The organism is Marinobacter salexigens, assembly GCF_018860765.1.
Classification (GTDB): Bacteria; Pseudomonadota; Gammaproteobacteria; order Pseudomonadales; family Oleiphilaceae; genus Marinobacter; species Marinobacter salexigens_A.
Genome location: NZ_JAHKPV010000021.1, coordinates 254,615 through 267,319, shown reverse-complemented (window position 1 = coordinate 267,319; position 12,705 = coordinate 254,615). Strand labels below are relative to the sequence as shown.

The 12,705-nt window shown below is 50.9% G+C and carries 10 protein-coding genes and 1 tRNA gene; 6 read left to right on the top strand and 5 right to left on the bottom strand.

All coding sequences use genetic code 11. From position 1 onward, the window contains the following. Positions 1–293 precede the first annotated feature (293 nt). Together KO508_RS14850 and KO508_RS14845 are read left to right on the top strand one after the other, a co-directional pair. Positions 294–3,197 (top strand): trypsin-like serine peptidase, encoded by a 2,904-nt coding sequence (locus KO508_RS14850; protein ID WP_216009085.1) that lies wholly within the window; start codon positions 294–296, stop codon positions 3,195–3,197. A gap of 94 nt (positions 3,198–3,291) precedes the next feature. Next, positions 3,292–3,651, top strand: coding sequence for a hypothetical protein (locus KO508_RS14845; protein WP_216009084.1), 360 nt, complete (start codon positions 3,292–3,294; stop codon positions 3,649–3,651). Between the two features lie 1,129 nt (positions 3,652–4,780). Here the strand turns inward: KO508_RS14845 and KO508_RS14840 are convergent. The 4 genes from KO508_RS14840 to KO508_RS14825 all read right to left on the bottom strand — a co-directional run bounded on the left by KO508_RS14840 (position 4,781) and on the right by KO508_RS14825 (position 7,347). Then, positions 4,781–4,857, bottom strand: a tRNA-Val gene (locus KO508_RS14840). 54 nt (positions 4,858–4,911) lie between these two features. Next, the gene (locus tag KO508_RS14835; RefSeq protein WP_216009083.1) at positions 4,912–5,862 is read right to left on the bottom strand and encodes a DMT family transporter; all 951 of its coding nucleotides are present in this window, start codon (positions 5,860–5,862) and stop codon (positions 4,912–4,914) included. 149 nt (positions 5,863–6,011) lie between these two features. Further along, the gene (locus tag KO508_RS14830) at positions 6,012–6,635 is read right to left on the bottom strand and encodes a YceI family protein (protein WP_216009082.1); all 624 of its coding nucleotides are present in this window, start codon (positions 6,633–6,635) and stop codon (positions 6,012–6,014) included. Next, a complete protein-coding gene (locus KO508_RS14825) occupies positions 6,604–7,347 on the bottom strand; it encodes a CDP-alcohol phosphatidyltransferase family protein (RefSeq protein WP_216009081.1) in 744 nt (247 codons plus the stop codon). Before KO508_RS14825 ends, KO508_RS14830 begins: the two co-directional genes overlap by 32 nt. A gap of 116 nt (positions 7,348–7,463) precedes the next feature. Here KO508_RS14825 and KO508_RS14820 point away from each other — a divergent pair, with 116 nt between their 5' ends. From KO508_RS14820 to KO508_RS14805, 4 genes are read left to right on the top strand one after another with little or no spacing between them, the layout of a single operon-like run. After that, positions 7,464–8,471 carry a zinc-dependent alcohol dehydrogenase gene (locus tag KO508_RS14820; protein ID WP_216009080.1) on the top strand — a complete coding sequence of 336 codons (1,008 nt, stop codon included), beginning with the start codon at positions 7,464–7,466 and terminating at the stop codon, positions 8,469–8,471. A 10-nt stretch (positions 8,472–8,481) separates the two neighbouring features. Next, positions 8,482–8,880 carry a 6-pyruvoyl trahydropterin synthase family protein gene (locus KO508_RS14815; RefSeq protein WP_216009079.1) on the top strand — a complete coding sequence of 133 codons (399 nt, stop codon included), beginning with the start codon at positions 8,482–8,484 and terminating at the stop codon, positions 8,878–8,880. Next, complete coding sequence (locus tag KO508_RS14810) at positions 8,867–10,864, top strand: glycosyltransferase (RefSeq protein ID WP_216009078.1); 1,998 nt, start codon at positions 8,867–8,869, stop codon at positions 10,862–10,864. The genes KO508_RS14815 and KO508_RS14810 overlap by 14 nt, the downstream gene beginning before the upstream one ends. Continuing rightward, on the top strand, positions 10,861–11,814 hold the full coding sequence (locus tag KO508_RS14805; protein WP_216009077.1) for a lysylphosphatidylglycerol synthase transmembrane domain-containing protein: 954 nt from the start codon (positions 10,861–10,863) through the stop codon (positions 11,812–11,814). Before KO508_RS14810 ends, KO508_RS14805 begins: the two co-directional genes overlap by 4 nt. Here KO508_RS14805 and KO508_RS14800 read toward each other — a convergent pair. After that, positions 11,789–12,667 (bottom strand): RibD family protein, encoded by an 879-nt coding sequence (locus KO508_RS14800; protein ID WP_216009076.1) that lies wholly within the window; start codon positions 12,665–12,667, stop codon positions 11,789–11,791. The genes KO508_RS14805 and KO508_RS14800 overlap by 26 nt on opposite strands. Between the last annotated feature and the right edge of the window lie 38 nt (positions 12,668–12,705).

The following is a 12,705-nucleotide window of genomic DNA, read 5'->3' as shown; positions in this document are numbered from 1 at the left end:
AGTGCAACGCCTAACTGTGTCTCCTTCAATGTCGATGAATTACCGATGAGTGGCAGAAAGATTACATGGAAAAACAGTTGTGGTGGGAGCGCTACAGTAACGATCCAATGTTCCAATGGAAGAGAGGGTAAAGCTTTCGTGCCCTCGTGTGGCAAATCAACTTCTTACATGTCAACTATGTGTGGGGATGGAAAATCAGGGTTTTGGTCCAGTTGGATGATAAAAAGCGGATCTGATCTCACTTGTATGAACAAATAGAGAAATAGTTTTCCAGAGCAGGCAAGGAAAATATCATGGAACGAACTTCACTACATAGCTTCGTTGTGTTCTGGCTGGTCGCGATTCTCGTCGGCTGTGCAAGTTCCCCGAGTGTTACGCTTAACGCTCGAGGCCAAAGTGAACTTCAAGTTGCGATTTTAAATGACGACATCAATACGGCCCTCCGCATAATCGAGAATGGTTCCATTCCTGACGTTCATTATCGCGGCTGGAAACCTACCGCTCCGCAGTTAGCACTTGTACACGATGACCCCCGCATACTTGAGGCTATGGTTCGCCACTCTGGTCCAAAGTACGTATTTCTTGGTTCGAGCTGGGTGGAGAAGCATGAAGCCGCCTGTGAGTATTTCGCCCGACTGGACGCTAGTCCGACCTTACGACCACTACTTCGAGAGATGGCGAGGCCCGCCGAAGCTTGCCCGAAACAGGGTACGACATTCGCCTCGCTGGTCAGACGCAATGCAGCAAGCCTGTCTGAGGAGACCCTTACGTGGTCGCTGGGAGATGGTTATCAACAGAAGTTGCTGTTCGCCCTGAAAGCTGACCCAACTTCTGCGCTATCACTGTTGGCGGAGCAGTCACCCGAAGAGTTGGGCTTCTCAAATCAGGATGCGCTGGTTGCCGCCCAGATCGGAGGTCATCGTGCCGCGATCGAACGAATTATTGAATATGGGGCTGACCCGGATCTTATTGGAACCGAACAGTGGAGCGAGATTTTATGCGAATCCCTAGAAATTGGCAGCCACGAACAGGACGTTCTGATCGAACAACTGAAGGCGCACGCCCAACGTAGTGGTCCGTGCGGCACATACTGGCACACGGCACTTTGGGATGATCGAATGGCATTCTTCGATGCGACGCTGACCGCCGGACTTTACGAGTCGAACGAACTGGAAAACATGATCGAGAAGGCTGAGTTTAAGAAAAACGTGCCGGCCATGGCCATCATTGCCAAACACTTCGGGCTATCGAGCCTGAATCCGTCTGTACAAAAGACAATCCTGGATAGCTCAGAAGGTAAAAAGGTTCTCTACACCAGTCTTGACGACGGCGCGAAGCATGAATTCACCTGTCGGTTACTGGCAGTCCCTAGGTCCCTTGACTCAGGCGAACGCGAGATGGTTGAAGAGAGTGTAGTTCTGGCTCGCCGCTGCAAAAATGGTCAGCTTCCAATCATGGCCGCCTCGGCAGTACCGGATAATTTCGAGTTCGTCTATAACCTTGATCCCGCCGTTTACCGAAGGCAAGTGACCAAAGCGGGAGTGCTCAAGGCGGCATTAGATACCGGCAAGCCCGAGTTGATCAAGGCTGTGGCTGATCGGTCCGGAAACCTATTGGCGAGCCTGGAGCCCAGAGACCTTCGTGGCGTAATGGATCAGCCTGATCTACTTGTAGAGCTTGAGTTGCGTGGTCTGCCAACCAAACACCGGGTGTACGCAGAACTGGCCGGGCGTTGCCACTCGATCGAGGACAAAGAATACGTTGGGCTGATCAATCAATCTTTCTTCACTTCTTACGTCACGCCTCTGTCAAATTCGGCGCAAAATAACGACGGCAGAAACATGGTTTTAGCTGCGTACAGGGACTGCCTTGAAAATCGAGCTGGTGAGATAAGAGCTATCAGCCTATTCAGAAATTCGGACGATGAACCTCCAGAAGTCTCGGAGGACATCTATGCCCACGCAAAAGCGAGAACGCTTCATGCGTTGTCGCTAATCGCCCCACGAGATAACGAGGACCAGGATCCAGTTCGTGCCCGTGACATCATTTATGCGGGTTACGACAGCATCCGGGCTAATGTGGTTCGCTTCGAACGTGAAGCCAACGAATATGCAGCACTTCAAAAGGAGAAACTTGATCAAGCGCAACAAGAGGCACTCCGACGCCGGGAAGAAGGCCATGATGAAGTAGAGAGCGCCACATGGAAGGGTCTTGGGGTTACTGCCCTCATCGGTGGCGTGATGCTCTACAACGATTTGGATGCGTCCGAAGTTGTCGAGATGGGCGTCAATACGACTATGGAGTGGAGAAAAGCGCAAACGCAGCAAATTGACCGTCAGTTTGTTGCGGCGATAAAGGCCATCCAAGCAACGGAAATCGAGATTCCCAGAATCGAAGATCTCAGGACCACCAATCTGGACAAAGACGGGGTCCGTTTGCTTGTCCCCCGATACGGTGCCAACTCCCCCTACGGCAGCCTAAATGTCGACGCGAGTTATGATCATACACATGCGGTCGTTAGATTGGGCGGCTGCACGGCCGGTGTCTTGTCTGGACAGCGGCTTTTGACAGCCCAGCACTGCATCGTCGATAACGATCTTCAGATCAGGCCAAGCCTTGTTGCCACCAACGATTTTTTCAGCGTCGCGGACGGCCACCTGATCTACACACGACACAGTTACGAGGGGCCATGGAAATATACGACTGCCCCGGAGCGTTATGCCGTTGGGTCTAACGAAGGACCAAAGCATTGGCAAAACGATTGGGCCATTCTGGAGCCAGTCAATAAATCCGACCCCAGTATCCCCAATTTTCTGAAGGGGTCCTATCTGACAATGATGGAGCCGGCACAACTACGTCGATATGTCGATCAACGTCGGAAGATAGCTATTGCTGGATACGCAGGACATTTGAACTTTGGGATCTATCTTACGATGGACTGGGGATGTTCCATCTCAAGTAGCTCGGACAAGATTATTGTGGATCGCTGCCTTGGATTTAATGGTGACTCAGGCGCTCCAGTAATGGCAACGGAAGGTCCCAATAAAGGCCAAGTTGTTTCTGTAACAAGTTTCGGGTATTCGAGTGATGAGGATAGAGCAAACAGAAACCCATCGGATATCGGCGGCTCAGTTTCAGTTGCTCACATTCAAAATGCAATCAATGCCGGCCGGTTAATTACAGGAATAATCGAGTGAAAAACCTCGCAAAAATTCGGCCAATTTATGGTAACAAGCTGAGCTGCTTTATGGTGTTACGACCAGTTGTATTTAAATTATAAAAGGAAACGACATGAAGAAGGCACTGGGAGAGAAGTTTGAATTTTGTTTGCTTGTAATTTTATCTACTAATCTTGCATACGCTGAGGAGGTGCATTGCGCTTGCGGAATTGATGCTTGGTCATTCGACATGAGCAAACAGTATTATTATTTCAGTGGAATATGGAAAGAGGATGACAGATACTCATGCAATGATAATGAATTCGTAAGCTATGTGATGAGCCGAATGTCAGCGGATGGTATGGACTCAATTGGAGTTCCATGGTGCGCTGCATTTCCAGACTATTATTCTGCTAATGATGAGAGAGTCGCGAGAGGAAATAGCGCAGAATCTAGTGGTCACCAAGTGAAGGCAACTAATTGGAAGCCTTAAGTTGTGTGATAGATATCCTTCTTAATTTATATGTCTCCAATAACTTTTGAATGGGCTAAGTTTTTAAATAATTATTTTCTTACCGAAAACACTTAAGGAGGTTACTGTAAATAAAAATAGAGCGTTTATGGCGATACTTCTTATTGCTTTATCGGGTGCAGCGAAGTCATCCGGATACCCGAAGCTTGCCTGTCAAATAATTTTACAGAGAAATTCCCGTTTGACGATAAGGTATTGATTGCTAGTAGCCTAGTTCTCTTGTTGCGTTAATCGACCAATGCCAATCTAGAGCGAGGTCACGAAACGTTCTTTATGATTGCTGATATATAAATGATCGCCACTTAAACAGTCATCCACCCCCTAGCTACGGGAGTCGCTCCAATGACGGTAAAAAAAAGCTTAGTACTGCTATTCCTTCCGTTTACAGCCTTTTTCTTTAGTCCAAATGCACACGCTGAGACGGGGTATTTCTTCTGTTTTAGCGAACCAAGAGACAATACTCTTTATATAACAGGAGTGTGGTCCGTTAACGTTGGCAGTGTGTATCGCTCGTCAGCTGCTGTAGCAAGCGAGTATGATCGATTCATGCAGAGTAGATACGACGTTGCCAGCTACCATTCATCCTGCGAATGGAATACCGAAGACTCTATGCAGGGCGCTCTAGGGGAAATTGAGCGACGGAGAGTTGAAAAGATAGATCACGCTAGAAGGTGGAATAAATCCGTAGTTTCTGTGGGCTTCTCCCACGGCGGATAAATCAAAATGGGTTATCGGGTTACAGGGGTTGAGCCCGTGGTGCCCGTTTTGGACCTTCAACTTGTTGGACGACATCAACCGAACGGCCTTGGCCGTAGGGTTCGATCCGAATTCACCGACCCCGGAGTCAGTTAGGTTCCGGAACGAATCATCTCTCGGCGCAACTATCCTGCCTGACTGCGCTTATGTTCGCTTTGCGACCATAGCGGACCTTACCTACTGTGCCGCGACTGACCGTGTGACCGCGCGAGAACGCCGCGGTAAACTTGACCGCTTTTGCTGCTGATAATGGGCTGTAAATTTGAGATCTTTGTTGCGGGCATAAAAAAAGCCACTTGGCCTTCGCTCTAAGTGACTCTTTTACTTGCAGAATTGGTAGGACCACCCAGATTCGAACTGGGGACCTCTACCATGTCAAGGTAGCGCTCTAACCAACTGAGCTATGGTCCTGCGATCTGCAACGGGGACGAAATATACTGATTCCCGCGTTTTTGGTCAACCTCTTTATCCAGTTTGCCTTTTTCTCAGCCATGCTCTTAGAGCTTTGCTAAGAGCACTCCATCGATTAACGATGAGGGCTGTGAAGATTAACCCGCACCCAGCCATCTGCATAGGCGCCATGGTTTCTCCGAACCATCCCGCTGCAAACAACGAGACCCAAACGGGTTCGAGTACCAATATCACCGCGCCATGGCTGTGGGTAGATAGGCTTTGGGCATAAGTTTGTACGAGAAAACGCCCGGCTGTGCCCACGATTGCACTGGCGAGAATCCACCAGATCAGAAGTGGCGGCGGATTGCTAAAGGTTGGCTGCCAAGGCTCCATAACCAGTGATTCAGCCATAGTGACTAGCCCAACGGTTAGCAGGGCGATGGCTGTTAGGGGCAGGGCGGGGATGCGATGCTTTTCAAGGGTTTCGCCTTTGCGGTTGGTAACCGTACGCTGATTCGCCGCACGTGTGTTAAGGGTGAAATACAGAGCAAAAATAGTTGCTGCAACTACAAAAAATAGTTGGCCGGGCTCTGGCTTAAAGCCGTTTTGAAGGGATAGCAGGGCCAGCCCAGCTATGGCAACAGGAATAGCCAGCCAAGTGCTCGCGGGTTGCGCCTCTTTAAAAATCAGGCGCGCAACAATGGGCACGATTACTACTCCAAGGCTTGTTAAAAAAGCCCCTTCGCCCATGCTGGCACTATGAAAGAGCCCCATTACCCAGAAGCTCATGGCGATACCGAATACCAACCCAACGCCGATACCGCGCTTGAGTTGATCTGCGCTCAGGCGTGATAGCGGTCGCCAAGCGATTACAGCGAGAAATCCACCGGCGATTAGAAACCGCAACGCCATAAAAAGCAGGGGCGGCATCAATAAAATAGCTTCTTTAGAGAATATCCAGCTTATCGCAGCAAGCAGGGTTACAGCGACTAAAAGAAAGTCGGATTTATGAGCATCAAACATTGGCAAGGAGCTTCAGCTGAAGTGAAAAAAACATGGGAACTGCACAATGTATAGTTAGCGAACTAAAAAAGGAAGGCTGGCTCGTCCGTGAGCTCGTAATTGCGCCAAATTGGTATGAGAAAACCCTATGAGCAGTGTCTACGGGTAGATCAAAACCACCCAGAATCCTTTACAGCTTCAAAACCGAATCGAAGTTTAACCTCATCTCCCACTAACGCTGGGTCAAGACCATATGTCATCCCCCAGTCGCTGCGCATTAAAGAGGTTTTGGTGCTAATGCCTAAGGTGTAATCTTCATGGCCAATTGGGTATTCGGCTGCCTTGTTCAGAGTTACATGCAATTCCACAGGCTTTGTTTTTCCCAGCATGCTCAAATCTCCGGTAACCACCCCTGTTGATTTCCCGGTCGCCTTGTACTGAGTTACCGTAAAGGTAATGTCGGGGTATTTACTGCTGTTGAGGAAGTCTTTGCCGGTAAGGTGGTTGTCACGTTTTTCGTGGTTGGTGAATACGCTTTTACTTTGAAATTTAAGGGTGCCTGATATGAGCTGGCGGCTTTCTTCATCGTAAACGAACTCGCCCTCGACCTTCCGAAACATTCCCATAACCGGGGCATATCCAATGTGCATAACTTCGAAAACCATTGAGAAATGCTCATCGTCCACTTCAAAAGTGGCCGGCTTTGCGGTCGCAACGCGCGCACTGCTTGCGAACAATGTCAGCAACAAACAAGTGAAAATACTAAACCGTTTGATGATGAAACCTCCTTTCATAAAGCCAATACACGTCTGTCATAAACGACCAGGCGAGTAACAACAGGGCTGTTGCCAGCGCTAGGCTGGCGACCATGGGTGGAGTCGGTGGCAGGACGGCAACCATCAGGGTCACTATCTGCCAAACACAAATGGTTTTGCGCCGAAAACTCTCGGGTAGTGGGCGGTTCAACCAATCCAATGCAGAAGCTGCCGCAACAAACAGGTAGCGCATTAGCCCGAGTGCAAGCACCCAAAACCCAGCTTTTCCACTCATAACTACCGCAATACATAGCCCCAGAATTAACAAAGCGTCCATTTCCATATCAAATCGGGCGCCGAACCTGCTGGATGAGTGAGTTATTCGCGCAAGCTTGCCGTCTACTCCGTCGAGAATCAGGGCGATTAGAGCGCCCACGGCATAAACCCAGAGAGCGTGGTCGGTTGATGGGAACGCAGGAATAAACGGAGCTGCGGCAACCAAGACAATGATCAAGCTGGCCCGAAGCAGAGTGGTTCGATTTGCCCAACCAAAATCTTTGGTCTTCGGCCAGTGTGCCACCACAGCAAAACAAATACCGCTGTATAGCAGGGTCGCGAGAACCAATATTGGCAACAGAGATGAGTACAATCGTGCAGCGACGAAAACCCACAATATAGTGAACGCAGCGCCCCAGAGCAGATCAACCCAAGGCGATATCGTGAAGGGTTTTGATTGCCTCTCCAAATCCATAACATAGCTCCGGCGTATAGGTTTTAGTGCCTCGCGATTGTTTGAAGTAACAGTCACTATAGTTTCCACACCCTGTTATTGCATACGTCGGTAAAGCTGTTTTAGAGGAGTGCGGGATGAATTCCGATTCAAATCATCGATCAGAGCGATCCACGGCCCGAGCTTTCTGGGTGACTGGGCCCGGCGAAGCCTGCATTAGAGACACATCTGTACAGCACAACCCATTGGATAGCTCCGAGCCGTGGGTGGTTGTGCAAACGCTGTGGTCTGGCGTGAGCAGAGGTACAGAGTCACTGGTTTTCAATGGTCGCGTTCCGCCAAGTGAGTTTGATCGCATGCGAGCGCCGTTTCAGGAGGGTGCATTCCCTTGGCCGGTAAAATACGGTTATGCGAATGTTGGGCGTGTGCTTGAAGGCCCGGATGAACTCGTTGGCCGCACGGTGTTTTGTCTATATCCCCATCAGACGCACTACTCAGTGCCAGCCAGTGCAGTAACGCCCATTCCCGATGGTGTTCCGCCAGAGCGAGCAATTCTTGCAGCTAATATGGAAACGGCCATTAATGGTCTCTGGGATGCCATGCCGGCCATTGGGGATCGTATAGCAGTGATTGGTTTGGGTGTTGTGGGTCTTCTTGTGAGTTGGCTTGCAAGCCGCATTCCGGGCACACAGGTTACGGCGATTGATAGCAATCCGGCGCGAGCAAAAATTGCCGAGGCCCTTGGGTTAAGTTTCAAAACTGAATCATCAGTGGATACCCATGATTTGGTTGTCCACGCAAGTGGTAACGAATCTGGCCTCTCTACTGCGCTTGGGTTGGCAGGTCAGGATGCGACCCTGCTTGAGATGAGCTGGTATGGCGACAAGTCTGTTTCCATTCCACTCGGAGCTGGTTTCCACTCCCGCAGGCTCCGGCTTATATCGAGCCAGGTCGGGCAGGTTCCGCCAGCCCGCGTACCGCGATGGACCCATCGTAAACGCCTTCAGTTGGCCCTTGAGCTGTTACAACACAGTGCTTTAGATCACCTGATTAGCGGTGAAACAATTTTTGAACAGATGCCTGAAGTCATGAGCCGGATTCTGGCAGGTGGCGGTGATACGCTTTGCCATCGCATAAAATACTGAGGAACCTGTTATGTTCAGCCTTACAGTTCGAGACCACATGATGATCGCACACAGCTTTAACAGTGAGGTCTTCGGACCAGCGCAAAAAACCCACGGCGCAACCTATGTAGTTGACGTGACTTTCGAACGCAAAGAGCTTGATAAAGACGATTTGATTATCGATATCGGCCTCGCATCGGACGTGCTTAAGCAAGTACTTAGCGAATTCAACATGAAGAATCTTGACGATATTGAGGACTTCAGGGGCCACAACACCACCACTGAGTTTATGGCAAAGAAAGTATTCGACCGCATGTCGGCAGTCATTCATGCAGGCAAGCTGGGCGAGACGGCAAAAGCCATATGTGCATTGAAGGTAACTTTGGCTGAGTCCCACATCGCGTGGGCCAGTTATCATGCCGAAATCTGATTCAACGCTTCACTTGGATTCAACTCTGTATCTTGATTCACCCCTGTACTTCATCGTGCCGGGCGACCCGAATCAGAACACCGGAGGCTATCGGTATATGCGGAAACTGGCTGAAGCCTTAAATGAGGCTGGCGCAAAAGCTGAAGTCACGGGGCTGCCGGGGGCATTTCCTAAGCCCGATGATGTCGCAGTACAGGCGATGGATAGCCTACTTGCAAAACTGGAAGCGGGTTCCCGGGTTATCCTCGATGGGCTTGCTATGAGCGCAATGCCGGATGTACTTGCCAAACACACGCATCGATTGCGGCTCATGGCCCTCATTCACCACCCTTTGGCAGATGAAACCGGATTGAATCATAGTGAACAAAATTGGTTTTTCGAACGCGAGAAACTGGCGTTGGCAACAGTGGGAGATGTTTTTACAACCAGCGCATTTACGGCGCATCGGCTCGCAGACTATGGGGTTAGGCCAGAGCGTGTCCGAACGGCCGAGCCTGGTGTAGAACCCCCCAGAGGCTATGTGTTGCCAATTATCTCCGAAGATTTGGAAGATACGCAGCAAGCCCGAGTACCGCACATTCTTTGTGTTGCTCACTTGTCTCCGCGCAAAGCTCAGCATCATTTAGTGCAGGCGCTTGCCGAGTTAGGTGATTTGCCCTGGCGTTGTACTCTGGCTGGCTCCTGTGAGCGGGATTCAACTTACGCCAATATTATTCGTCAGCAGATCGACGAGCTTGGCCTCAATGCTCGAATTGACCTTGTGGGTGAGGTTGGCGCTCAGCGACTGGCCAGCTTGTATCAATCAGCTGATATGTTTGCTATGCCATCGTTGTATGAAGGTTACGGCATGGTGATTGATGAAGCGATAGCCGCAGGCTTGCCGGTCATTTCATCGGATGGCGGTGCCCTGAAGTACACCAGTGCTAGGCCCGGAGTTAGGTTATACAGGGCAGGGGATACGAGCGCGTTACAAACCAATCTCAAAGCATGGCTTGGCGACCCGGTGGCGTTAGCGAAAGCCCGTGCACTTGCTGAAAACGAGTCTAGCAATGTAAGACGTTGGGCAGATACAGCGAGTCTATTTCTGGAAGGCTTGAGTTATTTTGAGCAGCGCCACCGCGATACCTACTTCGCCGACGAATGGTTGCTGGCCCGCGAAGCCGCAGATCATGGCGCGCGCTCGGTCGCGCTAACACAGCGGCTAAAGCGATGGATCAGTGAGAAAAAAAGCGGGCATAGCGACCGCGAGTGCCCGGTTAGAATCCTTGATATCGGCACGGGTCGTGGCTCCAATGTTGTCTATCTTGCCCCTGCGCTACCCATGCCGCAGGAATGGTTGTTGGTTGACCAAGATGAAGGCTTGCTGCGGGAAGCATCCTTTAGGGCGCATCAGCTGAAGCTAGCCTGCAAAACCCAGCAGCGTCGCATACTACCAGAGGATTTTCGGGGGCTTATTCCTTCAAATACAGTCGCTGTGACGGCCTCGGCGCTCATTGATCTGGTGTCTGAACTCTGGCTCGCTGCGCTTGTTGAGGAAGTGACATCAAAGCAGGTGGCCATTCTGATAGTTCTCAGCTATACCGGTAATTTTGTACTGTCGCCGACCCATGAATACGACTCCCGATTGCAAGCGTTAGTCAATCAACATCAGCATGGCGACAAAGGCACTGGCGCTGCTCTTGGGCCTGATGCTGCTGCTATGTTCGCGCACAAACTAAAGGCCAAAGGCTATGAAGTGCATATGGCTGACTCGCCTTGGCAGCTCACAGACAAGGACGCAAAACTGGCTGAGATGCTAATGACAGGTTGGATAACAGCAGCCAAACAGCAAAGCTCTGGGGCTAGCGAACAATTGGAAGACTGGCTTGCCACCAGAAAGCAGCAGTTGCTTGCAGGTGAACTGAAAATCACTGTGCTCCATCAGGATGTTCTGGGCTTACCATCAAGCCAGTGCCCAGATACAGCACCCAACCAAACCCCATGAATCTACTTCGCAGCACAGGGTTTCGAGTCGCCTTGAAGTGGGTGTTCACCGCCCTGGTCATCGCGGCGGTTTTATTCGTTGTGGATATCGAAAAACTGCTTGTCGAAATCATCCGCATTCCGCCATTGGCATTGGCAGCCGGGCTTGCTTTGGGCGTAATTCAGGTGTTTTTGTCGGCCTGGCGCTGGCGGTATACGGTCAATCTTCTAGGGCTTCCAATGTCCTACACTCGGGCCGTTAGAGAATACTATCTGGCAACCTTTACCAATCAAGTGTTACCGGGTGGGGTTCTAGGTGATGTGAATCGGGCGCTTCGCCATGGTGCTGATTCCAATAATCGGCTGGCAGCGGCCCATGGCGTTGCTATCGAGCGGTTGTCCGGACAAGTTGTTCTTGCGTTTGTGGTTGCAATCGGCCTTGCGTCGCTATTATTTGCGGGCAGAATACGGGGTTCAAACTCGGTCGAATTTGGGTCTTTGGAGCATTTATACTGGCTTCTTGCGAGTATCGGTGTTTCCGGTGGGTTGTTGTGGGTCTTGGCGCGCAAGCGGGTTCGAGTACGCGGGTACTTCGGTGCTTTGCGTGGAGATCTCGCTCAGGCTTTTTTCTCTTGCCCCGCTTTCCCTATACAGATATTAACCTCGTTGCTAGTGGTAGCGAGTTACTTGGCAGTGTTCCTAGTGTTGGCGGCAGGCATGGGCTATCTCGTCGATTTGCCCTCAGTAGCGGCTGTCGCAGCTTTGTGCAGCCTTCTTCTGCTCAGCATGGTGGTGCCGATTACTGTGTCGGGTTGGGGCGTCCGAGAAGGTGCGGCTGCTATTCTTTGGCCATTGGCAGGCTTGCCTGCGGAACAAGGTGTAGCGTTGAGTGTTGGCTACGGTGCTCTCATATTTTTTTCTAGCTTACCGGGCCTTCTGTTCCTATTCAGTTCGCCGGTAAGGCAGCGCTAAAATCCAGATCAAACAGCATATCAGTGCCCAGATTCACAAATCGGGATGCAGGCCTTAAGGCATCGTCCAGAAAATCAATTTCGGGCAGGGAGAATGCCGGCCTGCCACTGCCGATAATCATCGGGGCAACCATGACATGAAGGCGGTCGAGCAAGCCCGCCTGCAGAAAAGATGAAACTGTCATGCCTCCACCTTCTATAAATATCTTTCTCAAACCGAGGTCGGTAAGCACATCAAGAATGAGCTTGGGGTCTGTGGGCTCTGTTCCGCTGCCCAAACAGGGGACCTCTATAACAGACTGCTGGCTAAACCCGTCAATGATCCCGGGCGTGTAATCGCCGGCAACCAATCGCAGAGTCGGGGCCGCTCCATCGGTAAACAGGTGATGGGTATCGGGCACTCTGCGATTACGGTCTATCACAACCCTCACCGGATTGGTGCCACTGGTGCAGCGTACCGTTAGCTTGGGGTTATCTGCCGTTGCGGTTCCAGCGCCAACAACAACCGCATCTGACAGAGCTCTGATGCGGTGCAAATGAACTATTCCATCATCACCGTTGATAAAACGGGAGCGCCCGGTAACTGTTGCAATACGACCGTCGAGACTTTGGCCGAGCTGGCCAATAACATGCCGGGGCGCGGAGGAAGAAAGCGGCTGGCACAAAGGTAAAAATACACTCAATAATGCACAGGCCTGTTCTGTAGCAGGACGCAGTAGCTGCCACTCGCCGTTACTCGCTAGCGTAAGTGCTGGCTCTTCGGAACCGGGGTGTGCAAGTGTCACGCCCGTTTGGTTCTCTGCGCGCAAAATCAGATTCCAAGCAGCTTCGGCATCCAGAGCTTGAGATATCATAGGGTCCCTGCTTGATTGTGTTCAAGCCAGTATAGGCA

Excerpts from the sequence above, each read along its gene's own strand:
- KO508_RS14800 (WP_216009076.1), bottom strand. The coding sequence starts at position 12,667 with ATGATATCTCAAGCTCTGGATGCCGAAGCTGCTTGGAATCTGATTTTG.
- KO508_RS14835 (WP_216009083.1), bottom strand. The coding sequence starts at position 5,862 with ATGTTTGATGCTCATAAATCCGACTTTCTTTTAGTCGCTGTAACCCTG.
- KO508_RS14805 (WP_216009077.1), top strand. The coding sequence starts at position 10,861 with ATGAATCTACTTCGCAGCACAGGGTTTCGAGTCGCCTTGAAGTGGGTG.
- KO508_RS14845 (WP_216009084.1), top strand. The coding sequence starts at position 3,292 with ATGAAGAAGGCACTGGGAGAGAAGTTTGAATTTTGTTTGCTTGTAATT.
- KO508_RS14810 (WP_216009078.1), top strand. The coding sequence starts at position 8,867 with ATGCCGAAATCTGATTCAACGCTTCACTTGGATTCAACTCTGTATCTT.
- KO508_RS14815 (WP_216009079.1), top strand. The coding sequence starts at position 8,482 with ATGTTCAGCCTTACAGTTCGAGACCACATGATGATCGCACACAGCTTT.
- KO508_RS14830 (WP_216009082.1), bottom strand. The coding sequence starts at position 6,635 with ATGAAAGGAGGTTTCATCATCAAACGGTTTAGTATTTTCACTTGTTTG.
- KO508_RS14825 (WP_216009081.1), bottom strand. The coding sequence starts at position 7,347 with ATGGATTTGGAGAGGCAATCAAAACCCTTCACGATATCGCCTTGGGTT.
- KO508_RS14850 (WP_216009085.1), top strand. The coding sequence starts at position 294 with ATGGAACGAACTTCACTACATAGCTTCGTTGTGTTCTGGCTGGTCGCG.
- KO508_RS14820 (WP_216009080.1), top strand. The coding sequence starts at position 7,464 with ATGAATTCCGATTCAAATCATCGATCAGAGCGATCCACGGCCCGAGCT.